We start from the raw sequence: 26,430 nt of genomic DNA, 5'->3' as shown, positions 1-26,430 counted from the left end.
CCGTTGGTTTCGACGAATTGGGTGGGCGCAGTTTGGTGTGTATGCGTGGTCATGGCAGAATTCCTTTGTGTCCGAGACGATGTGATCGATTCAGCTTGCGGTCTTGCCGCCGTTGACCCGTACGATCTGGCCTGTGATGAACGAGGCCTTCTCGGACGCGACGAAAACGACGGCGTCGGCGATCTCCTCTGGTCTCGCGCCACGCTTGAGCGGCACGGCGGCGTAGAAGGCCGCTTTCTTGTCGGGCGAGCCGGTCAGGCGATCGAGCATCGCGGTATCTGTCGGCCCCGGCGCCACCGCGTTGACGCGGACGCCGAACGCGGCCGCTTCGAGTGCCGCGGATTTGGTGAGGCCCTCAACAGCGTGCTTGCTGGCGACGTAGAGCGACAGGTTGGCCGCGCCGCGCTCGCCCATGGTGGACGAAATGTTGACGATACTGCCCGACCCCTGAGGCTGCATGACCCTGAGTTCGTGCTTCAGGCTGAGCAGGGTGCCGAGCACGTTGGTGTCGAACATCGCGGCATAGCTTTCCAGCGTGGTCGCGATCACCGACCCCGGCGTGCCCTCGGTGCCGGCATTATTCACCGCGACATCCAGCCGGCCGAAACGCGCGACCGTCTGGTCGACCAGAAAACCGATGTCATCCTCATGTCGCACGTCGGCTCGGATGAAGGCCGCTTGGGCGCCGAGGCTCCGGAGCTCAGCCTGAAGTGCCCGGCCTTCGGCCTCTCGGCGGCCGGAAACGACCACGGTTGAGCCCTGTTTGGCGAAGGCGATGGCGGTGGCGCGGCCGATGCCGGTCAGAGCTCCGGTAATGAGGACGACGGGGGCGGACATGGCGAAAGCTCCTCGAAATTGGGCACAAGCCACCCGGTCCCTGCCCAAAGGGCATGGTCAGAAGCAGATGTCTCGTTGCTGTTGGGAGCTATTTGGACCCGCCTAGCGCATTTGAAAAAGACTTTGTAAGTTTCCCATCCATACCTGGAGAGCATGGAATGGAGCTTCGCCATCTCCGCTATTTCGTCGCCGTCGCCGAGGAGGGAAGCCTTACGGTGGCCGCCGAAAAGCGGCTCAACACCGCTCAGCCGTCCCTGAGCCGCCAGATCCGCGACCTCGAATATGAGGTTGGCGTGCCGCTTCTCAGGCGCAGCGTCCGCGGCGTGGAGCTCACGGAAGCCGGCAAGGTGTTTCTCGATCACGCTCGTCTGGCGCTGATGCAGGCCGAAGCCGCCACCGAAGGCGCTCGCCGCGCGGCCCAGCCAAGCAAGCAAGTGTTCGCAATCGGCTTCACCACCGGACAGGAGGTCGAGTGGCTGCCGCGCGCGACCGGACTGTTGCGCAACGAACTGGCCAACATCGAAATCCGTGTATCCAGCGATCACTCGGCGGCGCTACTGGAGGAACTCGCGCACCGCAGGCTGGACGTCGCATTCGTCCGCTCAGAAACCATGCCCGACATCGAATTCAAGGTCGTGGCGCAGGAGCCCTTGGTCGCGGTTCTGCCCAGCGATCACAGGCTCGCGCAGCGAAAGACTTTCGATCCGAAGAATTTGGTCGGCGAAACCTATATCGGCATATCGAAAGTGCCGCGTGTGCTGCGCGCCGTCATTGCCGGTTACCTCCAGCGAAGGGGGATAGAAATCGTACCGGCATTCGAGATCGACAACTATGCGATGGCGATCTCCCTCGTCTCATCCAACCGCGGGGTTGCGATCTTGCCGGCGTCGGCCAAGAATTTTCTGCCCTGGTCTGTGGTGAGCCTGCCGCTCGAAGGAGAACCGCCGACCATCGACGTGACGGTCGGCTATCATCGCGCCAACGCTTCGCCGATCCTGAGGACTTTCCTTTCAAGATTAGACGGTTTGAATGCGGCCTAGCTAGCTCGGCCAACGCCCTCGGTGGCCTCGTCCCTCCGCTCAGGCGGAGGCGCTTGAACCAGGCCACCCCATTTATCAAAATGCGAAGAACTCAGGTTGAGAAAATCTGCCCGCCACGGCGCGATGAGCGGACCTCTGTCAGACGCGGCGCAACTTCGCTGATGGGGCCAGAAACGGACTGATGCGGCGCTGCATTAGTGAGCCCTTCTCGATCACCTCGTCAGCCTTAGCGAGGAGATTGGGCTATTTTCGAGACCCAGCGACTTCACGGTCTTTAAGTTGATTGTGAGTAAGCGCCCGTCCTTTAGGCTTTATGACGGGTAACTACCTTGTAGTCCCCCGGCACGCACTTGTAGCGCTCGATATGCCAAGCGTCTGAGTGATAGATTGGATGCTCTTCCTTCCACTTGGCCAATCGTCACTGACGACAGCTAGCTTTCTCGTGAGCGACGATGCCGTCGCTCAATGCGCATTCCCCGCTCACGCGGTTCCAAGGTGGGCGGGGAGCTTTTTCGCGTTGGAGCGTCGGATGAGAGCATATCGTCATTTGCCGCCGCCGAAATATACCAGTGGCAACAGGCAGGCAGCCCTCCTGACTTGTCCGCAGTGTTGCAAGACCATGACGCCCCGCGAGAAGTTGTATGTCTGTCAATTGTGCAGGCAGTTTGTTATTGTCTTCGCCGTAACTGAATCGAGGTCGTTCTCTATTTCTTTAAGCCAGCGAACTGAGAGATTCAGCTTCACAAAAACGCCGCCCATTTAAAGTTAGCGCGAGCGGCGGCTTTCCAGCCCCGGTGAGTCTAACGCAAATCTCCAGTGCAGAATATCCTGCACAACTTAGTGCCACAGTTTTGTGTCGTGTACGCTTCGGAGAGCTACCAACTGGGGCGGCCTATCGCCTTGCAGGCCGCAACTCTGACGGTACTACTGTAAGCCGATATGCAACCTCGCTAGAGCCGTCGAACACTTCCAGTACGCGATCACAGACGAGACATTTGTAATGACTGTAATGACCGGCGCGTCCCGTTCTGGATTCCAGTTCGATGCGCCGGTAACCAGCAGAGCAATCGGGGCAGGTCACGTCGCCTTTCTTCATCATCGTAACCTTGGTTGGCGACCGTTCTTGTTCAGACCTGCACCCTTGAGCCGGAAGTATTCTAGCGAAAATCTACCATCGCGGTTTCTGAGAGGGCCGCCGCAACTAGAGCAAAGCAACGGCTTGTCAAACCTGGGCTCCATCTCGGTGCGTTTGACCCGATATTCAGCCGCACAGTTAGGACATGTAGATTTCAAGGGCCCTGGCATTGGAGGAGTATGCCCCTTAACGGCAAGTTAGGATATAATTGAAATTAACTAGGAAGCTTTGGGTTAAATGCGCCGGCCGATACAGGTGCTTCTTAGGCTATCTGACCGTCACGTCAGATATTGAGGTTTGGACGCGCTATCCCGGGGCGACGTTCACGTTGATAGTGCGGCTGGCGACCGAGCAGTCTGTTGCAGCTACTTCTTCCGGTTCTTGATTCCTATCGGAATGTATTCCTTCTTCGGCGGCCACTTCCGGAATTGCACACCGGTTTCGGTGAAGACGATTCCTGCTGCCGCTAGCTCGTTCATTAGAACGAAAAGCGTCGCTTTGTGCGGCTCACGCTTGCCGCCTTCAAGGTCGGCCAGCGTGCCGCGGTGCATGTTGCAGCCTTCAGCTAGGTAAGCCTGCGACCACCCCAGCAATCCGCGCGCCGCCCTGATTTGTGCTGCCAAGAGGGAGGAGTCTCGTTCAGTCATTATTTCTCGATACAAAATGAAATCCGACCGTTTGTCGGATAAATATTGACCTAGCTAATGGTGGAATTATTGGGGGAATTATGCAGCTAAATCAATTGCCGAAACCGGCCAACAACAACGTTGCTCCGGCGATTCTGTTTGCCGGGACGGTCGCCTTAGATGTTGAATCAGAAGTCGCATTGGATCAGTTTTTAATTGCGCTGGCCCGTAATCAAGGCCGCATCGATCATCTTGAAGTAATGAGCGCGCCTTGACGCGGCAACGCCTGCTTCTCGCAAGCGGCCGAAGTCCACCCAGCGTGGGCTGAATGAGGCGGCCATACTCTTTCAAAATCCAAACAAGAGGGTCGCTGCGGCGGCGACTGTGACCGCCCCGGCCGCGAAAGCAACTACCCGAAACAGTAGTTCCCTGCCCATGCCAAAAATCAACATGGATTAAGGCCGAAAGCCTATGCAGTTCGTGCCAAAAATCAAATTGGAACAGCGGCTGATCAACTTAGGACACCCGGGTCGAATACGGACAGTACCACCCGTTGAATGGGATTAAACAGCCGACCCAGCGCTGAACAAGAACGGCAAAGGTCGGCTCCGGGTCAATCGCGACGGTTTTGCCCGGTTTAAGTTAGGTCCGGTCTACCCCTGACAGCCGGCACCGGACTATTCCACCTGCGCCAACCTGGTGTCAATCTCCTCGCGCAACACCTTGAAATCGATCGGCTTGGTGAGCAGCCCCGACGCACCACTCTCCAGCGCCCTGCGGATGGTGTCGGCATCGCCATACGCCGTGATCATGATCACGGGGACCTCGGGGCGCATCTCTTTCACCTTCGGCAGCATCTCGAGGCCGGTCATTCCGGGCATGTTTATGTCGGACAGGATCAAGATCAGCGACTGCCCGATGGTAGAGGCGATGCGCGACAGCGCGTCCGCCGCCGAATTGGCAAAGTCCATGACAAAACGTTGCGCGCGCAAGTCGCGGCGAAATTGCTGGCGGAACAGGGCCTCGACGTCGGGCTCGTCATCCACCACGAGAACGAGAATGCTCACCTCTAACCTCTGAACTTGCCTGAAAGAATTTTGGTGCGCGGCAATATGATCGTGAACTCGGTAAATTGGCCCGGCTCGGTCACGACATCGATCGTGCCACCATGCTGTTTCACGATGATGTCATGGGACATGGATAGCCCGAGCCCGGTGCCTTCGCCGGCCGGCTTGGTCGTGAAGAAGGGATTGAACATCTTCTCCTTCACCTCGGGCGGAATGCCGGTGCCATTGTCGCGGATGCGGATTTCGACATGGTCGCTGCAGCCTTTTGTCGTCGCGCTCACGACCGGTTCGAACACCGCGCCATCGTTGTCGGCCTTGCGCTTGCTCACAGCATAAAAGCCGTTCGCGATCAGGTTCAGCAAGACCCGGGTGATTTCCTGCGGAAAGGCCTCGAGCATGCCCGCATCAGGATCGAAATGGCGCTGCAGCGTGACGTTGAAATGCGGCTTTTCGGCGCGCGCGCCGTGATAGGCCAGATTGAGGCTTTCCTCCACCAACGCGTTGATGTCGGCCGCCCGGTGCTCGCCAGACCCCTCGCGCGAATGCAACAGCATGTTCTTGACGATGGAATCGGCACGCTTGCCGTGCTGCACCACCTTGCCGAGGTTGTCCTTCAGAAGGCCGGTCAATTCGTCGACCTCCTTGCTGATGTCCTCGGAAATTTTTGCGCCTTTCAGGAGATCGTTCAGCTCGTCGGTGAGCTCGACCGACAGCGCCGAGAAATTGTTGACGAAATTGAGCGGATTCTTGATCTCGTGGGCGATGCCGGCGGTGAGCTGGCCGAGGGAGGCGAGCTTCTCGGTCTGGATCAGGCGGTCCTGTGCGGAGCGGAGGTCGTCGAGGGATTGCGATAGTTCTGTGGTTCGTTGGCGCAGCTCGTTCAAAAGATGCGCGTTCTCGATGGCTATCACGGCCTGGTTTGCAAAATTCTTCAGAAGCTCGATCTGTCTATCGCTGAACGGGCTGACCTCCTTGCGGTAGATCGATATCGCGCCGATCGGCTTTGCGTCCCGCAACATCGGCACAATGACGAGGGTGCGTACGCCCGCGACTTCCACCATCGCAACTATCGCCGGATGGCTCCTGGAAAGATATTGCTCGCTTTTGCTAAGATCGTAGGTCTTGAAGACCTGCGCCGTCCGGAGAGCGGCTCCGAGCCCGCTGTCGAGGGTCGGGCGAAACTCCTTCGGTACGGCGGCATCAAACGCCGGCGGTACGTTGTACACCGCGGCCCGTCGATACACCTCTCCGTCGAAGAGGCCCATGAGCCCGAATTCTGCGCCACACACGCGCGTTGCCTTTTCCAGCATTTGCTCGAAGACCGGTTGCGCGTTGCCCATCGACGACGAAATCACCTGAAGCACTTCGGCGGTGGCGGTCTGCTGCTGGAGCGACTCTTCGAGATCGCGCGTCCTGGCCTGCACCTCGTCGAACAGATTGACGTTCGAGATCGCGATCACGGCCTGGTCGGCGAATGTCTCGATCGCCTGAATCTGGCGCGGCGTGAAAGGCCGCTCGTGTGACTGGCGCAGGACAATGATGCCGAGGACGTCGCCATCCTGTATCAGCGGCACCAGCAGCAGCGCCCGCGGTCCGCCGAGGCTGATGCGAGCCTGATCCAGTTCGCGAGCGTCCGTGACGTTGGGGTAGTGGAGCGTCTGCTTCTTGAGCGCGAGCTGCCCAAACACGGAGGTCGGATCATCGCTTGGCACCGGATTGGACCGCAGGAGTTCCAGGTGCTTCGGCACGGCGCCCGAGACTGCGGTGAAATGGAACATCTCGTCCCGCAGCAGGAAAATCGTGACCCCGTCGGAGCCGCACAGCTCGCACGAGGTTTCTGCAATGCAATCGAGCACCGGCTGCAGGGTGTCGGGCGAGCGGCTAATGACCTTGAGCACCTCGGCGCTCGCGGTCTGGAATTGCAGCGATTCCTGGAGATCGCGGGTCTTGGCCTGCACCTCCTCGAAGAGACGCACATTGCCGATCGCGATCACCGCCTGGTCGGCGAAGGTCTGCAGCAGGGTGATTTGCTTGTCGGTGAACGGTTGCACCTCCCTCCGGCGCAACAGAATCGCTCCGATGCTTTCTTCGTCGCGCATCAGCGGCACGCTGAGGAGGCTTCGAACGCCCTGGGCGACCGACCATTCCTTCGCGCCCGGAAACTCGTCGCCTTCCTCGGAGAGCACGTCGTGCACGTGGACCGGTGCGCGGTCGACGATTGCGCGGCCTGCGGCAAAGCCGCGGCTGATGACATGTCGCCCGAGCACCACCGGGATCGGGCCATGGTGAGCGTTGTAGACGAGGCTGTCGCCGTCCCTCAGACAAACGGTCGCGTCGGTCGCCTCGCACAGCTCGCAGGCGCTCTCCACGATGGCCTGCAGCACCGGCTGCACGTCGGTCGGCGAGGAGGCAATGACGCGCAAAATATTGCTGCTGCCGGTCTGGTGGGTGAGGGCTTCGGTGAGATCGCGCGTCTTGGCCTGCACCTCGTCGAACAGGCGGGCGTTCTCGATGGCGATCACGGCCTGGTCGCGGAAGGATTCGGCCAGTGAAATCTCGCTGTTGCCGAATATGCGGGGGTGTTTGCTGGCGAGCGCAAGTAGGCCAAAACATTCGCCCCCACGCAGCAGCAGAGGCAGGAACAGCGACGAATTGATGCCATATGTCTCGTGAATGCGGCGCTCGTGTTCGGGCAGATCGATCGCCGACCAGTCCGGCAAATGCAGGTTTTTCTTGCTGACGATGGTGCGTGACGGGAAGTTGATTTCGGGGTCGATCCGCAAAGCCGCAGGATCGAGGGGGATGTGCGATCCATCCGATCCCACCAGGGCTGCCTGCGAGAAGGTGGGGCCATGGCACCGCAAGAAGAACGCCAGGTCGCAGCGAAACAACCGCGCGGCGCTCAGCACGATTGCGTCGAGTACGGGCTTTACGTCGGTCGGCGACTGGCTGATCACGCGCAGAATCTCGGCGGTCGCCGCCTGTTGCTCGCGTGCTTCGCCCAGCTCCCTGGTCAAATCAGCAACCAAAGGACGCTTGCGCGGCGTGGCCATTGGGGCATTGCGGCGCGTAGCGTTCGCGGTCCTGACTTTTGCGGTTTTAGCTGTCTTTGGGCCTTTGGCCCGACCTGGCTGGCGGGCTTTCGCCTTTCTCTTTTTGCCGCCTGACCTTGATGCCCACGCCATATCTGCCCCCCGGTCCTCGACGGCATCTTATCGGGCTAGGCCATCGTTCCGGAAGAGGCGAATTGGCCTGGCTGGAGGCAGCCACTGACAGCCTGACGTCGCCTATGGGTCCATAAGCAGTCGATGCAGGCCAAACGGAGCGACTTCCGCGTAACCCGCGGAAGCTGACGTTCATGAGTACAGGCCCTACTGCTTCTGCAGCAGCTTGAGCCGGCAGCGCAGCGCCTCGCGGATGTGGGCGCGCGCAAGCTGCTCGGCCTTGTCGCCGTCGCGGGCGGCGATGGCCTCGATTATGGCCTGATGCTCGCGGTGGCTGGTCGAGGGTCGACCCGTCACGGTGAAGGTGGTCGGGCCGAGCAGGGCGATCCAGTCCTGCAGCTCGCGCGAGGCATTGTCGAGATAGCGGTTGCGCGCGGCGCGGCAGATCGCTTCGTGGAAGGCACGGTTGAGTCTTGCCATCTCGGCGGCGTCGGTCGCGGGCGCTTCGACAAAGGCCTGTTCGATATCCCTGAGCGCGTCGATCTCCGGTGCCGATGCGTGCTCGGCGGCGAGGCGCGCGGCGGCGCCTTCCATGATCTCGCGCATGGCGTAGAGCTCGAGCACTTCGGAGATGTCGAGGTTGCGCACGATCAGCCCGCGGCCGCCGGCGGGCTCGACGAAGCCGCGCGCCGCGAGGCGGCCGAGGGCCTCACGCACCGGCGTGCGGCTGACCTTGAGCCGCTGCGCGACTTCCTCCTCGCGCAGGCGGTCGCCGGCGCGGTAGTTGCCGGCCTGGAGCGCCTCGCAGAGCGAGCGGAACACGGCTTCGCCGAGCGCGAGGCCACCGCCGCGCGCGATCGATCCGCCTGCTTTAGCCGGGCGCTTGGCCATGAATCCTCAAGCTCGTAACGCATCCGGCCCATGCACAGATGCCGCTTGCGCCGCTTCTGTATATCTTTGTATACAAAAGTACGCAATGGCCTCTCGGCTTGACCGAGACCGCCGGCGGGCAGAATGTTTCCAACTTCGTCGCATCGGGCAGACGGCATGGGCAACAAATATGATGTGCTGGTGATCGGAGGCGGCAACGCGGCGCTGTGCGCGGCGATCAGCGCCCGTCGCGGCGGCGCCTCCGTGCTGGTGCTCGAAGGCGCGCCAAAATTCTATCGCGGCGGCAACACCCGCCACACCCGCAACATGCGCTGCGCCCATGACGCGGCGACCGAGATCCTCACCGGTCCCTACACCGAGGACGAGTTTTGGGAGGACCTGTTGCGCGTCACCGGCGGGCAGACCGACGAGGTGCTCGCCCGCCACATGATCCGCGAGTCCAAGGATATCCTCAACTGGATCGTGGAGCAGGGCGTGCGCTGGCAACCTTCGCTCGGCGGCACGCTGAGCCTCGGCCGCACCAACTCCTTCTTCCTCGGCGGTGGCCGCGCGATGCTCAACGCGCTCTATCTCACCGCCGAACAGCTTGGCGTCGACGTCGAATACGACGCCGAGGTCACCGATCTCGTCATCGAGGACGGCATGTTCCTCGCCGCCCGCCTCAAGCGGCCGATTGACGGCGAGACCGAGATCCGGGCGACCTCGCTGGTCGCAGCGGCCGGCGGGTTCGAGGCCAACATCGAATGGCTGAAGCAATATTGGGGCGAGGCCGCCGACAATTTCCTGATCCGCGGCACGCCCTATAACCGCGGCTCGATCCTGAAAATGCTGCTCGACAAGGGCGTGCAGGAGGTTGGCGATCCCACCCAGTGCCATGCGGTCGCGATCGATGCTCGTGCGCCGAAATTCGACGGCGGCATCATCACGCGGCATGACTCGGTGGTGTTCGGCATCGTCGTCAACAAGCACGCACAGCGCTTCTACGATGAGGGCGAAGACATCTGGCCGAAGCGCTACGCAATCTGGGGCCGTCTGGTTGCCGCGCAGCCCGACCAGATCGCCTACATCATTTTTGACTCCACCGTCGTCACCAGCTTCATGCCGACGCTGTTCCCGCCGATCGCCGGTCAAACCATCGCCGAGCTTGCCGGGAAGCTGGAGCTCGAGCCGGCCGCGCTGGAAAAGACCATCACCGAGTTCAACGCGGCGGTGCGGCCTGGCACGTTCGACCACACCATCCTCGACGATTGCGTGACCGAAGGCATCACGCCGCCCAAGACACACTGGGCGCGCAAGATCGAGACGCCGCCTTATCTTGCTTACCCGGTGCGGCCCGGCATCACCTTCACCTATCTCGGCACGCGCGTGAACAAGGAGGCGCGAATGCTGATGGCTGACGGAAAACCGTCGGCCAACATGTTTGCGGCCGGCGAGATCATGGCCGGCAATGTGCTCGGCAAGGGCTACGCCGCCGGCATGGGCATGACCATCGGCAGCGTGTTCGGGCGGATCGCAGGACGGGAAGCGGCGAAACATGCACGGAACTAGAATTCTTGACGAAGCCGACCGTCTGATGACGGTCTGCAATTCCTGCCGCTACTGCGAGGGTCTTTGCGCGGTATTTCCGGCCATGGAGATGCGCCGCGCCTTCTCCGACGGCGATCTCAACTATCTCGCCAATCTCTGCCATTCCTGCGGCGCCTGCTACGTCGATTGCCAGTTCTCGCCGCCGCACGAGTTCAACGTCAACGTTCCCCAAACGCTCGCGGTCGCGCGTGCGGAATCCTATGCCGCCTATGCCTGGCCGCAGGCGCTGTCCGGCGCCTTCACGCGCAACGGCCTTGTCATCAGCATTATTGCCGCACTGAGCATGGCAGGCTTCATCCTCGGTTTCGTGGCGCTGAACGACCGCAGCGTGCTGTTCGGCGTGCACTCCGGCCCCGGCGCCTTCTACAGACTGATGCCGCATAATGCGATGGCCGCACTGTTCAGCGCCGCGTTTCTCTATGCGATCCTTGCGCTGGTCATGAGCGTGCGCGCGTTCTGGCGCGACATCGGCACACCGATCGGCGGCCGGGCCGATGGCGGCTCGATTTTTCAGGCGATCCGCGATGCCGGCGAGCTCCGCTATCTCCATGGCGGCGGCGTCGGCTGCTACAACGAGGACGACAAGCCGGCCGACCGGCGCAGGCTTTTTCACCATCTGACGTTCTACGGCTTCCTGCTGTGCTTTGCCGCGACGTCGGTCGCAACGCTCTATCACTATCTGCTCGGCCGCGAGGCGCCATATCCGTGGTGGGATCTGCCTGTCGTGCTCGGCACGCTCGGCGGCATCGGCCTCGTCGTCGGCCCCATCGGGTTGTTCGCCGCCAAATCGCGCCGCGCGCCTGAGCTGCTCGACCAGAACAGCTACGGCATGGATGTCGGCTTCATCGCCATGCTGTTCCTGACCGGAGTGACCGGCATGCTGGTTCTGATCCTGCGCGAAACCGCCGCCATGGGGCCGCTGCTGGCGTTGCATCTTGGCGCGGTGTTTGCGCTGTTCATCACCATGCCCTATGGCAAGTTCGTGCATGGCATCTATCGTTTCGTGGCGCTGGTGCGTTACGCGCAGGAGCGGCGCACATCGGCGTGAGCCGCCTCGTCGGAGCTGAAACGGCCATCGTGCAGGAATGCGATGGTTTGCTCGATTGCGATGGGGTGTCGCGGTAACCCCGCGTGCGCTGCCTTGACGACAATGTGGTCGGCCATGCCAGACAACTTCGCACTTGCGACTGAAACCTTGCCGTCGTTGGGACGGGGCAAGACAAAAGTCGAGGCGATCGGCGCGATGGTGCGGCAGCCCGCAATGATGCCGATGGCGTAGTCAGGCGACGGCAGGGCGGTGAGCACGGGGGCTTGCTCGGTGGTGAGCTGCAAGCCGGCCGGACCGAAAACGGCGCGGTAGACGGCGAAGCCCTTCAACAGATCAGCGATCTCGCTGCCGCCGTTGGGCGTCCCCAACATCACAACACGGCCGAGCCGTGCCGGCCGGTGCCTTGAAAGATAGACACGCGTCACCAGCCCGCCCATGGAATGAGCGACGAAGTGGATCGCCCCGTCGCATTGCGCCGCGAATGCAGCGATCGGGGCGTGGATGTCCTCAGCGAGCGCTTCGAGCGGCTTCTTGCGGCTCGCGTAGTTGAGATTGAGCGTCGCAAAACTGCGGCGCTGCAAAGTTCGCTCCAGCTTCTTCAGGGTCCACGAACCGACGCCGATGCCGTGAAGCAGCACCACGCCGTCACACCTTGTATCCGCCGGTGCGACGGCCATGGGTTGGACCTTACGCAACTTCGCGCTCCGCCGGGGCGGCCTGCTCGCGGGCCATCGTCGTCGCCGTGACATAGTCGGTCTTGCCGGTGCCGAGCAGCGGCACCTTGTCGACCACCATGATCGCCGCCGGCACGGTCAGCTCGGAGGCGCCGATCGACTTGGCCTGGGCCTGCATCGCGCTGCGTTCGGCGTTCTTTTGCGTCGTCAGCAGCACGATGCGCTCGCCCTTGCGCTGGTCGGGGATCGACACGGCGATCGACGCGGCCTGCGGCCACAGCGTGGTCGCGATGCTTTCGACCGCCGACAGCGAGACCATTTCGCCCGCAATCTTGGCAAAGCGCTTGGCGCGGCCCTTGATGGTGATGAAGCCGGCGGCGTCGATCGCGACGATGTCGCCGGTGTCGTGCCAGCCCTCGGGGAGCACTTCGAGCACGCCGGGATTTTCGGCCCTGAGGTAACCGAGCATCACGTTCGGTCCGCGCACCGAGAGGCGTCCACCTTCCTCGATGCCGGGGACCGGATCGAGCTTGCTTTCCATCAGCGGCGACAGGCGGCCGACGGTGCCGGGGCGGTTGGCCATCGGCGTGTTCATCGCCAGCACCGGCGCCGTCTCGGTGACGCCATAGCCTTCGAGAATGCGGATGCCGTAGCGCTCCATGAACACCTGGCGTGTGCGGTCCTTGACGGCCTCGGCGCCGGCAATCACCAGGCGCAGGGTGCGGAAGTCGTAGGCGTGCGCCGAACGTGCATAGCCGGACAGGAACGTGTCGGTGCCGAACAGGATCGTGGCGCCGGTCTGGTAGATCAGCTCGGGCACGATGCGGTAGTGCAGCGGCGAGGGATACATGTAGATCGGAATGCCCGCCAGAACAGGCATCATCATTCCGCCTGTCAGCCCGAACGAGTGGAACACCGGCAGCACGTTGAACACCTTGTCGTTCGCGTTGGCGTCGACCCGCGCCAGCGCCTGCGCCGCGTTGGCGAGGATGTTGCGGTGGGACAGCACGACGCCCTTGGGTGTGCCTTCCGAGCCAGATGTGAACAGCACGACGGCGGGATCGTTGGCCTGGCGGACAACGCGCGGCGCGGTGCCGTCGAGCATGCCCTTGATCTTGTCGGCTGTCGCAATCGAGGCTCTGATGTCCTCGAGATAGACGACACGCGCTTCCGCCGAGATCGCGGCCATCAGCTTGTCGAGCTTGCCCTTCTCGATGAAGGCTCTTGAGGTCAGTACGGTCTTGACCTGCGCGGCCGTCATGGCGGCTGTCACGTTGACCGGGCCGGCGGAGAAGTTGAGCATCGCCGGGACCCGTCCGATGCTCTGCAGCGCCATGAAGACCACGGCGACGCCTGCGGAGTTCGGCAGCAGCACGCCGACATTCTCGCCGGCCATCGTGCCGGCTTCTAACTTGCGGCTCAGAACCTGCGCGCCGAGGATCAGCTTGCGATAGGTCAGCTTGGTGCCGAGCGCGTCCTCGATGATCACCTTGCCGGTGTCGCGGTCGCGATAGGCGTGGCCGAGTGCTTCGAACAGCGTGTGATCGAGCATCGCGTTCTTGACCATTGCGTCGATCATGACGTCCTGGAGCGCGGCGCCCGCGGCATTGCGGCGCGCCTTGCCCTTCAGCGTGTCATCGATCGGCAGCTTGACCGGCGGCAGGATCGTCACCGTCACCCGCGGGAACCACGAGCGCTTGATCTGGCTGGAGGTGAGGTAGCTGAGATGCGAACGCTGCGCGCCCTCGATGCGAACCGGAACGACCACCGCGTCGGCCTTGTCCGCGATCATCGCGGTGCCATCATAGACCTTCATCAGCGATCCGGAGACGGTGATGCGGCCTTCCGGGAAGATCACGACGGGTTCACCGGCGGCAACGAGCTTGATCAGGTCGCGCGCGGCGAGCGGCTTGGTCGGGTCCATCGTGTAGTGCTTGACCACACGCAGGAACGGCTTGGCCCACCACGCCTTCGAGATGCCGGTATCCACGGCAAAGCTCGCGTCGATCGGCAGCACGGCGTGCAGCAGCGGGCCGTCGATCAGGCTGACGTGATTGGGCGCGATCAGCATGCGCGTGCCCGGAGGCGGCAGGTTCTCGAGCCCGCGGACTTCGGTGCGGAACAGCGCGCGGAACAAGAGGGCGCCGAAATCGCGCACGCCTTCCTTGCCCCACTTGGTCAGCACGAACCACACCGCGCCGAAGCTGGCGACGCCGAGGCCAAAGAAGATCCAGCCGACATGCAATCCGGCCGCCTGAAGCAGCGCAACGAACAGCGAGCCAACCACCATGAAAGCGGCCTGCAACACGTTGCCGGCGGCGATGATGCGGGCGCGCTCGTTCGGGGCCGACCAGGCCTGCACCGCCGCGAAGGACGGCACGACGAACAGGCCGCCACCGAACGCGAAGGCGACGAAGTCGATCAGCATGCGCAAACCTGCGAACGAGGTTGCGAAATCGACCGCGGCGATGTCATTGCCCTTCACCGTGACACCGATGGCCCAGGCGAGGTCGATGCCGGCAAAGCCCATCATGATGGCGCCGATCGGCACCAGCGCGAGGTTCGGGCGAACATGGCTGAGGCTGGCCGCAAACAGCGAGCCGATGGCGATGCCGATCGCGAAGATCGCAAGGCACAGCGTCACCACGCCTTCGCTTCCACCGACGACGTCCTTGACCAGCGCCGGCAACAGCGACAGCACGATCGCGCCGACCAGCCAGAACCAGGAGACGATCACGGTGCCGTCCCACAGCCGGTGGTCGGCATGCAGTGTCTTGAGCAGGCTGACTGTCGAGGTCCAGGGATTGGCATCGACAGGCAGATCGGGCGCGGAGGGCGTCGTTTGCGGAATGCGCGAGGCGAAGGCCCAGGACAACAGAGCCAATACGACCACGGCCGATGCGACCCAGCCCATGTGAGTGGAGCCGGCCACGAACTGGCCGCCGGCGACGGTGCCGAGCAGGATGGCCATGAAGGTCGCGCCTTCGACCAGCGCGTTGCCGGTGGCGAGTTCACCGATTTCGAGCTGGTCCGGCAGCATGGCGTATTTCACCGGGCCGAACAGGGCGGCGATGACGCCGAACAGCCCGAGCGCGATGAACAGCAGCGGCACCGAATGCATGAAGAAGCCGGCCGCGGCGAAGCCAGCGGCAAAAATCTCGGCGAACTTCAAGCGTCGTGCGACGACCGATTTGACGTATTTGTCGGCGAGCTGGCCGCCGAGCCCGGACAGGATGAAATAGGGGAAGATGAAGACGGCGCCTGCCACCGTCACCAGCGCATCACCGTGGCCGGTCGCGGCGCTGTAAAGCAGGATGATGACAAGTGCGTTCTTGAGCACGTTGTCATTGAGCGCCGAGAAGAACTGCGCCCCGAACAGCGGCGCAAAGCGGCGTGACGACATCAATTCCCTGATCATGACTAGTCCTGTTTTGGAAAGGCAGCCTGAGGTTGTTGTGTTGCGGGTCGAAGGTCACGACCGGAAAAGTGTGCGAGGAGCGATCGCAGCGTGACCGTGGTCACCGGCCTGCTCTGTTCCCCTCGGTCCCTCCGATCCTGTTGGTCTCCAGCCTGTCTCGTTAGGTTCGCAAATATCCGGTCGCGGCCGCAGCTTCGGGCGGAAATGCCGCGATGATGGGGATATCGCCGGGGCCGATAGGAAAAGCTGAACAGCGTCCCTGACTTTCGCCGAGTCGGCCGGCAATATCAGGACATAGTAAGTCCTTTGTTGCGGCCGGCGTTCGCATTCGAAGGGACCCGCATGCAACATCGGCTTGTCCTCAGGTGAGGTGAGCCAGATGGCGAAAGGGGTTGAGGCGGTTGAGCACGCTGGCGCGGCGGCCCGTGTGCCGGGTCCGAGCGCGGTTGGCACGCCACATCTGGAAGGTCGCACGGCGCTCAGCGAGCACGCCGGCGATGTCGCAGGCATTTGCGATCCGATCGATCGGCGCCATCGCAGCCCGCAGGATGGTCCGGCCGAAGCCGCTGATCAGGGCCGCGGCGTCATCGACGAAGGTGGAGGCGATATCAACAGCGAGGGTTTGCATTTTGCAGGTCTCCGAGTTAATTTGAACAATGTTCACATGAGTAGCTTGAAAATGAACAATGTTCAAGAAGAATCGCTCCGGGACCAGAAAAAAAATCGGAGGCGGCTCCAGATCCTGGAGATCGCCCGGGACATTATTGCAGCTAAGGGTCTCAGATCATTGAAGGTTCGCGACGTGGCGGACGCTGCCGGCTGCTCCATCGGCAGTGTCTATAACGAGTTCGGCGACTTCGACGGGGTGATCCTGACGGTCAACAGGGAGACGGTTCAGGCCCTGACGGCGCGGCTGCGCGGGGTTCCGGTCGAGGATCCGGTCGGCCAGCTCTATGGTCTAGCCGAGACCTATCTCGATTTCTTCGCCGAGAACGCCAATCTGCTGCGCTCGCTGTTCGAGCACCGGATGGAGGACGATCGTCCGTATCCCGATGACATCCTTCAGATGGTGATGGACGCCTTCGCGCTGATGCATCCGCCCCTGGTGCGGGTGCTGCCTGATGCGGATGACGTGCAGATCGCGCTGTTGTCGCGGACGCTGTTTTCGGCGGTCCACGGCATCATCTCGCTCGGCCTCGAAGAGCGGATGGTCGCGGTGCCGCCGCAGATGCTGCGCCAGCAGGTCACGCAGTTCCTGGACGCGCATCTCGTCGGGCTCGGGATCCTGCCGGCGCGATGATTGCGACGGCTGCCGTCAGGCCCGAGCGGCTTCGCGCGGCCTCGGGGGGACGACAACGACATCCTGCTGTCCGTTGTCGACCTGAACCCGGTTGCGCCCCCTCTCCTTGGCGCGATAGCAGGCGGCATCCGCCCGACGCATCGCCTCCTCGAGTGTGGTGTTGCCGTCGGTGATGCAGGCGACGCCGATGCTGCCAGTGACCGCAAAGCAGCGGTCGCCCCAGACGAAACTGAACAGCTCGAGCGACCGCCGCAGCCGCTCGGCGATGTCGACCGCGTCGTAGGGCAGGCACTGCGGCAGGATCAGAGCGAATTCGTCGCCGCCGAGCCGGGCGACCAGATCTTGCGGCCGCCGCTTCTGCTGCAGCAGCTGCGCGACCTGGCACAGCAGCCGATCGCCGGCGAGATGGCCGCAGCTGTCGTTGACGCTCTTGAACTGGTCGAGGTCAAGCAGGATCAGACCGAGCGAATCCGCCGCGTGATTGTCCAGCTCGCTCTGCAGGCCGGCCTCGAAGGCGCGGCGGTTGGAGAGGCCCGTGAGCCAGTCGTGCGAGGCCTGGAAGGCCAGGAGCTCCTTCTCCGCGTGCAAGGCATCCTCGAATGCCTGTCGTTGCAACAGCAGTCGCCGCGTGTGCCAGACCAAAAGCAGGATCAGCGCCAGGGCGGTAACGATGTTGACGCAGGTCAGTGTCAGCTTGATGGTGCGAGAGCCTTCGCCCAAGGCGATCGAGAACCGCTCGGCATGTCCGGTAAACTGCGCGTTCAGCTCCGAAAGCCGCGACGACAGGAATTGCAGGCGATCGGCGTTGCGGATGGAGCCATCCTTCAGCTCGCTCCGGATGACTTCACCGAAGATGCTGAGCTCCAACAGCATCGGATCGGTGGCTGCCCACTGCCGGATCGCCTTCTGAAAGAAGTTGATGCCGCTGAAGTAGCGGAACAACCAGATCATGCCGGGAACATCGTCCGGATGGTTGCCGCCTTGCAGGAAGCCGATGCGTGCGGTCTCGATGTCGACAGGGTCCTGCTCCAGCGCCCATCTGGCATATTCGTCGCCGATCGGGACAGCGAGCGAGGTCTGGTATTGCGCGAACTGGCCGGCCTCGCCCGAATGCAGATAGAGATTGAGGAAATAGACGGCGTTCTTCTGCGAGCGCGACCACATCGCCTCGCCCGCGACATAGGCGCGGACCGACGACATCAACTCGAGGCTGAATCCCGCGATCGTCGCCTGGAGCACGACGACCATGATGAACGGCGAGACGAGCTTGATGACGTGCAGGAAGCTGCGTTTCCTTGACGTTGTCGTTCTGCGAAACACCTTGCGTTCCCCAAATCACTCAACGATCCCAACGGTGCGTTCCGCTGATAACTCCATCTAGGCGGGAATGCTGCTTAACTGGCCCTGAAAATGTCACGCGACCGTCTCGCAGGGTGAAAGCGCTGTGAAACCGAAATTGCAAATGCGACCAAGCCGGAACCTCTGAGGCAGCGGCGTACCGATGCCGCGGAATCCGACCCTTGCGATTTACTCGATCGAGAGAATTTGGACGGTCGCTAAAGCGCGATGAGATCGGGATGAATCGTCATCGCGCTTTAGATTTTTGTTTGAGCATGATCTTTTCGGAAAACCGCTGCGCACTTTTCCGGATCATGCTTTAGACCAGCACCGGCTGACGCACGCGCCCGGCATCGCCGAACACGCGCAAATAGCGCTCGATCTCGGAGGGCATGCCGGTCGCCTTTTCCGGATTGTCGGAGAGCTTGACCGCGGGATGCCCGTCGACCGACGACACCTTGCAGACCAGCGAGATCGGATCGAGATTGAAGGTGCCGTCCGGCGCGCAGCCGACGAAGTCGTTGGTGAGGTTGGTGCCCCAGCCGAAGGAGAGCCGCACGCGGCCGACGAAGTGGTGATAGGTCTCCTCGATCGAGCCGACGTCCATGGCATCGGAGAAGACCAGCAGCTTGTCCTTGGGGTTGCGGCCCTTCTTCTGCCACCACGCGATGATCTCATCGCCGGCCTGGATCGGCGGCGCGCTGTCGGGACGGAATCCGGTCCAGTCGGCGACCCATTCCGGCGCATCGCGCAGGAATGCCTTGGTGCCGAAAGCATCCGGCAGCGCGATCAAGAGATTTCCGCCATAGGTCTGGCGCCATTGGTCGAGGATGCGATAGGGCGCCCAGCGCAATTCCTCGTCGTCCCTGGCGAGCGCGGCCGCGACCATCGGCAGCTCGTGCGCATTGGTGCCGATCGCTTCGAGATCATTGTCCATCGCCAGCAGCACGTTGGAGGTGCCGATGAAGGACGAACCCAGCCCTTCCTTCACCGCTTCCACGCACCAGCGCTGCCACAGGAAGCCGTGGCGACGGCGCGTGCCGAAATCTGACAGCCGCAGATTTTCGAGCTTTCGCAGCCGCTCGACCTTGGTCCACAGCTTGGCCTTGGCGCGGGCATAGAGAACGTCGAGCTCGAACCGGCCGCGCCCCTTCATCGCCGCGCGCGAGCGCAGCTCGTTGAGGATGGCGAGCGCCGGAATCTCCCACATCGAGCTGTGGGTCCATGGGCCGTGGAAATGAATTTCGTACTGACCCTCGACCTTGCGCAGCTCGTATTCGGGCAAGCGGAATTCGGCAAGCCAGCGGATGAAGTCCGCCGAGAACATGTGGGTCTTGCCGTAGAAGGTGTTACCGGCAAGCCAGATCAGTTCCTTCTTGCTGAAGCGGATGGTGCGGGCGTGGTCGAGCTGGGCGCGCAGCTCGGCCTCGTCGATGATTTCGGCAAGGCGCACATGGCGCGAGCGGTTGATCACCGAAAAGGTGACCTGCTGATCCGGGTACGATTCCCGAATCATCTGCAGCATCAATAGCTTATAGAAGTCGGTATCAAGCAGGCTGCGGATGATGGGATCCAGCCGCCAGCTGTGATTGTAGGTTCGGCTCGCAATATCGGTCACTGTCATGGCCGAATTCTAGCGTGGCCGCCCGCGCGCAACCAGTGGGTTTGGCGAGGGGCTGGCCATCGCCCGGGCCGCCGGACCGGTTCAGCCGGCGGCCGTCGCAGCCACGAACTCGAGTTGCGCGCGAATCCATCGATGCGCCGGGTCCTTCTGGTAACGCTGGTGCCAGACCATGAACATCGGCAGCTCGGCCAGCGTGCGCGTGCGCGACGCCAGCGGAATCCGCGCATGCGCGAAGCCAGCCATCACGCCTTGTGCGAGCAGGCTCGGCATGCTCGCCAGCATCTGCGTCCCGTGCAGGAACGACGGCACGCCGGAAAAGCTCGGCACGGAGATGGCGATGTCACGGTGGAAGCCATTGGCAGCGAGCCGGCGATCGAAGTCGAGCCGCTCATTGTCGGTATAGACGACCGTGATGTGGCGCGCGGCGAGATAGGCGCCGCGGCTCGACGGCGCCGTGCGCGTCTTGGGATCGTAATAACAAACGTAATGATCGCTCAGCAGCCGCTTCTGCACGATGTCGATGCCAACAGGCGGCAACGGCGTGATCAGGAGGTCGCAGCGATTCTCGCGCAGCATCGCAGGCGAGGGCGATTGCGACGGGATCACGCGCAGGTTCAGGTTCTTCACTTGCGCGGCGACATGTCCGAAGAAGCGCGGCAGCAGCAGGTCGCGCTGGAAGTCGTTGGCAGCGATTGTCAGCGACAGCTGCGCGCTCGCCGGCGTGAAGGTGACACCGCCGGCAAAGCTTCGCATCTCGTCGATCAGTGCGCGTGCCTTCGCGGCCAGTGCCTGGGCATGGGCGGTCGCGACGATGCCGCGGCCGGACTTCGCGAACAATGGATCGCCGGCAATCCGCCGCAGCTTGTTCAGGGCGTGGCTGACGGCGGATTGCGTCAGGCCGAGACGCGTCGCGGCTGATGTCACCGAGCCTTCCTCCAGCACCGCGAGGAACAGTTCGAGGGCGTGGCCGTCGAGGGCTAAATGATCGATTTCTTTCATGCATTGCATTATAAGTGATCTATTTATTTGTGGAATAGGCCGGCCCATGGTCTCGCCAACACGCCGCGCCCGGACCGGCCGCGGCCACAGGGAGAGACAACGCCGATGAATGTCCAGGCGCCAGCCTTCAGGGATCCCCGCCTCAACAGCCCCGAACCGTTCACGCCGCGCGACGGCGGCTTCTTCCAGCGCGATCGCAGCATCCATCCGCCGGCCTACGCCCCCGGCTACAAATCCTCCGTGCTGCGCTCGCCGCGCCAGGCGCTGTTGTCGCTGGAAGGCTCGGTCTCGGAAATCACGGGGCCGGTGTTCGGCCACAACGATCTCGGCCCGCTCGACAACGATCTGATCCGCAACTACGCCAAGGACGGCGATCCCGTCGGCGAGCGCATCATCGTCCATGGCCGCGTGCTCGACGAGACCGGGCGCGGTGTGCCGAATACGCTGGTCGAGTTCTGGCAGGCCAATGCCGGCGGCCGTTACCGGCACAAGAAAGACACGTATCTGGCGCCGATCGATCCCAATTTCGGCGGCTGCGGTCGGGCCCTGACCGACGACACCGGCTATTACTACTTCCGCACCGTGAAGCCAGGCCCCTATCCCTGGCGCAACTTCGTCAACAGCTGGCGCCCTGCCCACATCCACTTCTCGGTGTTCGGCTCGGGCTTTGCGCAGCGGCTGATTACCCAGATGTACTTTGAGGGCGATCCGCTGATCCCGATCTGCCCGATCCTGACGACGATCCCGGACAAGGACGCGCTCGATCGCCTGGTCGCGCCGCTCGACCTCAACGCCTCGACGCCGTTCGACTCGCTCGCCTACCGCTTCGACATCGTGCTGCGCGGCCAGCGCTCCACCTATTTCGAAAATCGTCCCGAAGGGAACTGAGCACATGCCGCAGCCGCTCAACTATCTCAAGGAAACCGCCTCGCAAACCGCCGGGCCCTACGTCCATATCGGCCTGATCCCGGCCATGGCCGGTTTCGATATCTTCGAGAAGAACTTCTCGAACGTGCTGGTGACGCCGAACACACAGGGCGAGCGCGTCACGCTGGAAGGCAAGGTGCTCGACGGCACTGGTTCGCCGCTGCGCGACGTGCTGCTCGAGATCTGGCAGGCCAACGCGGCTGGCCGCTACAACCATCCGGCCGATCGCTCCGCTGGCGCTGTGGATCAGGATTTCCGCGGCTGGGGCCGTGGCGGTTCCGACTTCGAGACGGGCCTCGTGACCTTCGAGACCATCAAGCCTGGCGCGATCACCGACAAGGCGGGCCGCAAATGCGCGCCGCATGTCAACGTCTGGATCGTCGCGCGCGGCATCAATATCGGGCTCAATACCCGACTCTACTTTTCGGATGAGGAGGCCGCCAACGCCGCCGATCCCGTGCTCAACCTGGTCGAGCCTCCGGTGCGTCGCAAGACGCTGGTCGCCACGCGCAGCGAGCGTGCCGGCAAGGTCGTGTACGCCTTCACGATCAATCTGCAGGGCCCGGACGAGACGGTGTTCTTCGATGTGTGAATGGGGGCCGGTTGATCCGGCCCCCATTCCTTATTCCACGATCGCGGTCACGACACCCGCACCGACGGTGCGGTTGCCTTCACGGATCGCGAAGCGCGACCGCTCTTCGAGCGCGATCGCCTTGTTGAGCTCGACCGTGAGCTCGGCGCTATCGCCCGGCATCACCATCTCGATGCCGTCGTCGAGCTGGACCGTGCCGGTGACGTCGGCCGTGCGGAAGTAGAACTGCGGACGATAGTTCTTGAAGAAGGGCGTATGCCGCCCGCCTTCGTCCTTTGTCAGCACGTACACTTCCGCCCGGAACGCCCGGTGCGGTTTCGCAGCGCCAGGCCGCGATAGCACCTGGCCCCGCTGCACCGCCTCCCGGTCGATCCCACGCAGCAGGCAGCCGACATTGTCGCCGGCCTGCCCCTGCTCGAGAATCTTCCGGTAGGTCTCGATGCCCGTCACCACCGATCTGCGCGTCTCGCCGAGGCCGACGATCTCGACCTCGTCGCCGAGCTTGACGGTGCCGCGCTCGATCAGCCCGGTGACGACGGTGCCGCGGCCGGAGATCGACTGCACGCCTTCGATCGGCATCAGGAACGGGCGATCATTCGGCCGCTCAGGCATCTCGATCCAGCGATCGAGCGCCTCGAACAGCTTCAGGATCGCCTGGTCCGCGAGCGGGCCGGTCTCGCCGCGCAGCGCCTGGATGGCGGAGCCGCGGATGACCGGCGCGTTGTCCCCGTCGTAGCCGTACTTCGACAGGAGATCGCGCAGCTCGATCTCGACGAGATCGACCAGCTCGAGGTCATCAGCGACATCGCACTTGTTCAGGAACACCACGATGCGCGGCACGCCGACCTGTCGCGCCAGCAAGATATGCTCACGCGTCTGCGGCATCGGCCCGTCGGTTGCGGAGACGACCAGGATCGCACCGTCCATCTGCGCCGCGCCGGTGATCATGTTCTTCACATAATCGGCGTGGCCGGGACAGTCGACGTGCGAGTAGTGCCGGGCCGCCGTCGAAAACTCGACGTGGCTCGTCGCAATCGTCAGGATCTTAGAATCGTCACGCGTACCTTGCGCAGCCGATGCCTTGGCGACGTCCTGATAGGAGACGAAGGCGCCCCAGCCGTAATCGGCCGAGACCTTCGTCAGCGCCGCCGTCAGCGTCGTCTTGCCATGGTCCACATGGCCGATCGTACCCACGTTGCAGTTGGGCTTGAGGCGAGTGAACTTCTCTTTGGACATAGGACACCTGTGGTGCTCGAGCTCCCGTGCTGGATTTGCACGACTCTGGGGCACCGCGAGAGCTCGTTCGGCACCCGGAGCCGTATCCGCTCCGGGCCGCTTCGATTGTCAGGTGTGACGTTCGTTCAGGCGCAAAGCAGATCCACGGCGGACGAGGGCATTAGCCCTCCCGTCATCATCAGCACTGATGCTTGCTGTGACTTCCGCATTGTCGGTTGCCTGATTACAAAGTGAGGCGCGTACATAAGGGATGACCGCGCCGATTGCAAGGGGCGCTTCACTCGCCGCCATGAAGCTGCGCGCGAAAGGCGCGCGGCGACAGCCCGGTGGCTGCGGCATAGACCCGCTGACGGAAACCTCCAAAATGAGAACCGCTCGGCCTCATCGGGCCGAGCGGTTCGCTGCTGTCCATGTTGGCCGATCAGCCCGCAGGATCACGCGCGTAACGGATCGCCTCGGAGAGCACCGCCCGATCACCGATATGATTGGCGAGCAGCAGGATCAGCCGGGCGTTCATGCGCAGGGATTGCTCCTCGTCGAGATCCCGCTGGCTGTCGATCAGCTCGGCATAGAATCCGTCGGGATCGACGATTCCAGGTTTAAGGTTCAGCGTCATGCGGCGAGCTCCTTCTGACAGGCTTCGGTGCAGCCTGCGGCTCGCAACAGCGCGTCGGCGATCGCGGCCTCGTCGAATTCTCGCCAGCGCGCAGCGATATACTGGTCGGGCCGGAACAGATAGGTGGTGCCCGGCGAAGCACCATAGCGGGTGGCGAGGATGCCGCGCGCGTCCTCGATGTCGCGTCCGACGCAGATGATCCGCGCTTCGAGTTGTCCAGCCGTCACCCTCGTATTGCTCGTCGGATGGCCGAAGGTCACGACCGTAAATCCGTCGCCGAGACAGTTGAGGAACCAGCCAGGCTTGTCGCCGATCATGATGGGAGCGTCCGTGGCGTTGGTGCCGGGCCGCATGTTGCCGACTATCCCGCTGTCATCCGACGTGTTCAGAGGTGAGGCGACATAAGGCGTCGGAGCCGATAGCCGGCCACTGTTGACCAGCGGTCGGGCGAAATCGTGGTGCTGCGCGAGTTCCAGCGCGGCGTCGCGGAAATAGCGGCTGACCTTGGTTTTCGGGGTGATGAAATCGGTGGCGCGCGTCGAATTCAGCAGATTGTCGTCTGCGGCGAAGGCACGCTCGGTGTGGTAGGTGTCGAGCAGTGATTCCGAGGCTTCGCCGCGCAGCACCATCGCGAGTTTCCACGCAAGATTGTCGATATCCTGCACGCCGGTGTTGGCGCCGCGCGCGCCGAATGGCGAGACCTGATGCGCCGCGTCACCGGCGAACAGGACGCGGCCGTGACGGAAATTGTCGATGCGCCGGCAGGCGAACTGATAGATCGAGACCCATTCGAGCTGGAAATCCGCCTTGTCGCCGAGCATCGCCTTGATGCGTGGGATCACGCGTTCGGGCTTTTTCTCCTCGTCGGGATCGGCGTCCCAGCCGAGCTGGAAGTCGATCCGCCAGATGTTGTCGGACTGCCGGTGCAGCAGGACTGACTGGCCGCGATGAAACGGCGGGTCGAACCAGAACCAGCGCTCGGTCGGAAAATCCGCCTTCATGACGACGTCGGCGATCAAGAAGCGGTCCTGGAAATACTGTCCCTTGAACTCGGCGCCCACCATTCGCCGCGTATCGGAGTTCGCGCCGTCACAGGCGATCACCCACTGCGCTTCCATGGTGAAGATGCCGTCGGGCGTCTCGACGGCAAGCTCGGCATGGTCCGGTGTCTGCTTCAGGCTGATCAGGCGGTGCTTCCAGGCGAGCGTGATCAGCGGGTTGTCCCGGCACTTGGCGACCAGAATTTCCTCCAGGTGGTATTGCTGGAGATTGATCATGGCGGGCCAGCGGTGGTCCGCTTCCGGCAACAGGTCGAACTGATAGGAAAGCTGATCGCGAAAGAACACCTTGCCCACGTTCCAACTCACGCCGCGCGCGACCATGGGCGCCGCGCATTGCAGCCGGTCCCAAATCTCGAGCGGTCGCTTGGCATAGCAGACGGCTCGCGAACCGATGCTGACGGTATCGTTGTCGTCCAGAACGATGACGGGTTGGCCGCGCGCCGCGAAATCGAGCGCCGCGGTCAGGCCGATCGGACCGGCGCCGATCACCACGATCGGGTGCCGGCGCACGATGCCGGCGGCCTGCTCGGCAGAGCGTACATAGTCGAACCGAGGGTAGATGTATTGGGTCATGGTCGGCTTCTCCGGGTTTGCGAGCCGCTATTGCGCGCCCGCAAATTCCTTCTCGTGAAGCCATGCAGTGTGGCGCGGCGGCCGTTTGGTGCGCGACCATTCTTCAACCATCTCCTGCGCGACCGATTTCATACGGTCGAGCTGGTCGGGCGTCGCGGTCCAGGCCGCGACCTCGATACGGTGACCGCTCGGGTCGCGAAAGTAGATGGACTTGAAGATGGTGTGGTCGGTGACGCCGACCACATCGAGACCGGCAGCCTCGGCACGGGTCTTGGCTTCCTCGAGTTCGTTGAGGTCCTTGACCTGGAAGGCGATGTGTTGCGTCCAGTCCGGCGTGTTGGGATCACGTCCCATCGGCGGCGAGTTCGGCAATTCGAAGAAGGCCAGGATGTTGCCGTTCCCCGCATCGAGGAAGATATGCATGTAGGGGTCAGGCGCCTTCGTGGACGGCACCTTGTCCTCGGCGATGGCGCCGAGAAGGTCCATGTTCATGACTTTCTTGTAGAACTCGACGGTCGCCTTGGCGTCGACACAGCGGTAGGCGACGTGATGGATCTTCTCGATTTGCATGATGTTTCGCTCCCTGCAGCCAGTTTTATCGATTAGTATCATTTGTTACGATTACTCGGCCTTGATCTGGATCAAATGTCGGGGACCGATCTTGCGCGATGGAGCGG

Annotated in this window: 22 protein-coding genes; 7 read left to right on the top strand and 15 right to left on the bottom strand. The window is 62.7% G+C overall.

The window, feature by feature from the left end:
- Positions 1-90 precede the first annotated feature (90 nt).
- A complete protein-coding gene (locus M2427_RS33870) occupies positions 91-837 on the bottom strand; it encodes a glucose 1-dehydrogenase (protein ID WP_280711155.1) in 747 nt (248 codons plus the stop codon).
- 92 nt (positions 838-929) lie between these two features.
- Between M2427_RS33870 and M2427_RS33865 the strand changes: the two genes are divergently transcribed.
- Positions 930-1,877 (top strand): LysR substrate-binding domain-containing protein, encoded by a 948-nt coding sequence (locus M2427_RS33865; protein ID WP_348521960.1) that lies wholly within the window; start codon positions 930-932, stop codon positions 1,875-1,877.
- A 1,500-nt stretch (positions 1,878-3,377) separates the two neighbouring features.
- Here M2427_RS33865 and M2427_RS33860 read toward each other — a convergent pair.
- Entirely contained in the window at positions 3,378-3,659 is a 282-nt protein-coding gene (locus M2427_RS33860; protein WP_280711154.1) for a helix-turn-helix transcriptional regulator, read from the bottom strand.
- 80 nt (positions 3,660-3,739) lie between these two features.
- Between M2427_RS33860 and M2427_RS33855 the strand changes: the two genes are divergently transcribed.
- Positions 3,740-3,913 carry a hypothetical protein gene (locus tag M2427_RS33855; RefSeq protein ID WP_280711153.1) on the top strand — a complete coding sequence of 58 codons (174 nt, stop codon included), beginning with the start codon at positions 3,740-3,742 and terminating at the stop codon, positions 3,911-3,913.
- Between the two features lie 402 nt (positions 3,914-4,315).
- Here M2427_RS33855 and M2427_RS33850 read toward each other — a convergent pair whose 3' ends face one another.
- The 3 genes from M2427_RS33850 to M2427_RS33840 form a co-directional block, all read right to left on the bottom strand.
- Positions 4,316-4,705: a response regulator gene (locus M2427_RS33850; protein WP_280711152.1), complete on the bottom strand. Its 390-nt coding sequence runs from the start codon at positions 4,703-4,705 to the stop codon at positions 4,316-4,318.
- A gap of 2 nt (positions 4,706-4,707) precedes the next feature.
- Positions 4,708-7,722, bottom strand: coding sequence for a GAF domain-containing protein (locus M2427_RS33845; RefSeq protein ID WP_280711151.1), 3,015 nt, complete (start codon positions 7,720-7,722; stop codon positions 4,708-4,710).
- A gap of 354 nt (positions 7,723-8,076) precedes the next feature.
- Positions 8,077-8,760 (bottom strand): GntR family transcriptional regulator, encoded by a 684-nt coding sequence (locus M2427_RS33840; protein WP_280711150.1) that lies wholly within the window; start codon positions 8,758-8,760, stop codon positions 8,077-8,079.
- 156 nt (positions 8,761-8,916) lie between these two features.
- Between M2427_RS33840 and tcuA the strand changes: the two genes are divergently transcribed.
- The gene (gene tcuA, locus M2427_RS33835) at positions 8,917-10,308 is read left to right on the top strand and encodes an FAD-dependent tricarballylate dehydrogenase TcuA (protein ID WP_280711149.1); all 1,392 of its coding nucleotides are present in this window, start codon (positions 8,917-8,919) and stop codon (positions 10,306-10,308) included.
- Positions 10,295-11,395: a tricarballylate utilization 4Fe-4S protein TcuB gene (tcuB, locus tag M2427_RS33830; protein ID WP_280711148.1), complete on the top strand. Its 1,101-nt coding sequence runs from the start codon at positions 10,295-10,297 to the stop codon at positions 11,393-11,395. The genes tcuA and tcuB overlap by 14 nt, the downstream gene beginning before the upstream one ends.
- Here tcuB and M2427_RS33825 read toward each other — a convergent pair.
- The 3 genes from M2427_RS33825 to M2427_RS33815 all read right to left on the bottom strand — a co-directional run bounded on the left by M2427_RS33825 (position 11,365) and on the right by M2427_RS33815 (position 16,115).
- Positions 11,365-12,072, bottom strand: a complete 708-nt coding sequence (locus tag M2427_RS33825; RefSeq protein WP_280711147.1) for an alpha/beta fold hydrolase — start codon at positions 12,070-12,072, stop codon at positions 11,365-11,367. The two genes, tcuB and M2427_RS33825, sit on opposite strands and share 31 nt — an antisense overlap.
- Positions 12,073-12,082: 10 nt before the next feature.
- Complete coding sequence (locus M2427_RS33820; RefSeq protein WP_280711146.1) at positions 12,083-15,487, bottom strand: acyl-[ACP]--phospholipid O-acyltransferase; 3,405 nt, start codon at positions 15,485-15,487, stop codon at positions 12,083-12,085.
- A gap of 361 nt (positions 15,488-15,848) precedes the next feature.
- Positions 15,849-16,115: a hypothetical protein gene (locus tag M2427_RS33815; protein WP_280711145.1), complete on the bottom strand. Its 267-nt coding sequence runs from the start codon at positions 16,113-16,115 to the stop codon at positions 15,849-15,851.
- A 51-nt stretch (positions 16,116-16,166) separates the two neighbouring features.
- Here M2427_RS33815 and M2427_RS33810 point away from each other — a divergent pair, with 51 nt between their 5' ends.
- Positions 16,167-16,787: a TetR/AcrR family transcriptional regulator gene (locus M2427_RS33810; protein WP_280711144.1), complete on the top strand. Its 621-nt coding sequence runs from the start codon at positions 16,167-16,169 to the stop codon at positions 16,785-16,787.
- A gap of 15 nt (positions 16,788-16,802) precedes the next feature.
- Here M2427_RS33810 and M2427_RS33805 read toward each other — a convergent pair whose 3' ends face one another.
- From M2427_RS33805 to M2427_RS33795, 3 genes are all read right to left on the bottom strand, one after another.
- Positions 16,803-18,107 (bottom strand): GGDEF domain-containing protein, encoded by a 1,305-nt coding sequence (locus M2427_RS33805; RefSeq protein WP_280711143.1) that lies wholly within the window; start codon positions 18,105-18,107, stop codon positions 16,803-16,805.
- Between the two features lie 337 nt (positions 18,108-18,444).
- Positions 18,445-19,749 (bottom strand): nicotinate phosphoribosyltransferase, encoded by a 1,305-nt coding sequence (gene pncB, locus M2427_RS33800; protein ID WP_280711142.1) that lies wholly within the window; start codon positions 19,747-19,749, stop codon positions 18,445-18,447.
- A gap of 81 nt (positions 19,750-19,830) precedes the next feature.
- Positions 19,831-20,757 carry a LysR family transcriptional regulator gene (locus tag M2427_RS33795; RefSeq protein ID WP_280711141.1) on the bottom strand — a complete coding sequence of 309 codons (927 nt, stop codon included), beginning with the start codon at positions 20,755-20,757 and terminating at the stop codon, positions 19,831-19,833.
- Between the two features lie 96 nt (positions 20,758-20,853).
- Between M2427_RS33795 and pcaH the strand changes: the two genes are divergently transcribed.
- Entirely contained in the window at positions 20,854-21,636 is a 783-nt protein-coding gene (pcaH, locus tag M2427_RS33790) for a protocatechuate 3,4-dioxygenase subunit beta (protein WP_280711140.1), read from the top strand.
- Between the two features lie 4 nt (positions 21,637-21,640).
- Positions 21,641-22,267 carry a protocatechuate 3,4-dioxygenase subunit alpha gene (gene pcaG, locus M2427_RS33785; protein WP_280711139.1) on the top strand — a complete coding sequence of 209 codons (627 nt, stop codon included), beginning with the start codon at positions 21,641-21,643 and terminating at the stop codon, positions 22,265-22,267.
- 30 nt (positions 22,268-22,297) lie between these two features.
- On the opposite strand, the gene tuf is transcribed toward pcaG, so the two are convergent.
- The 4 genes from tuf to M2427_RS33765 form a co-directional block, all read right to left on the bottom strand.
- Entirely contained in the window at positions 22,298-23,503 is a 1,206-nt protein-coding gene (tuf, locus tag M2427_RS33780) for an elongation factor Tu (protein ID WP_280711138.1), read from the bottom strand.
- 421 nt (positions 23,504-23,924) lie between these two features.
- A complete protein-coding gene (locus M2427_RS33775) occupies positions 23,925-24,119 on the bottom strand; it encodes a DUF2783 domain-containing protein (RefSeq protein ID WP_280711137.1) in 195 nt (64 codons plus the stop codon).
- Positions 24,116-25,753 (bottom strand): FAD-dependent oxidoreductase, encoded by a 1,638-nt coding sequence (locus tag M2427_RS33770; RefSeq protein WP_280711136.1) that lies wholly within the window; start codon positions 25,751-25,753, stop codon positions 24,116-24,118. Before M2427_RS33770 ends, M2427_RS33775 begins: the two co-directional genes overlap by 4 nt.
- A gap of 27 nt (positions 25,754-25,780) precedes the next feature.
- Positions 25,781-26,323 (bottom strand): VOC family protein, encoded by a 543-nt coding sequence (locus M2427_RS33765; protein WP_280711135.1) that lies wholly within the window; start codon positions 26,321-26,323, stop codon positions 25,781-25,783.
- Between the last annotated feature and the right edge of the window lie 107 nt (positions 26,324-26,430).

Origin of the sequence: Bradyrhizobium sp. BR13661 (genome assembly GCF_029892425.1) — a bacterium.
In the GTDB taxonomy this organism is placed as follows: Bacteria; Pseudomonadota; Alphaproteobacteria; order Rhizobiales; family Xanthobacteraceae; genus Bradyrhizobium.
This window is presented reverse-complemented; position numbering and strand designations above follow the sequence as displayed.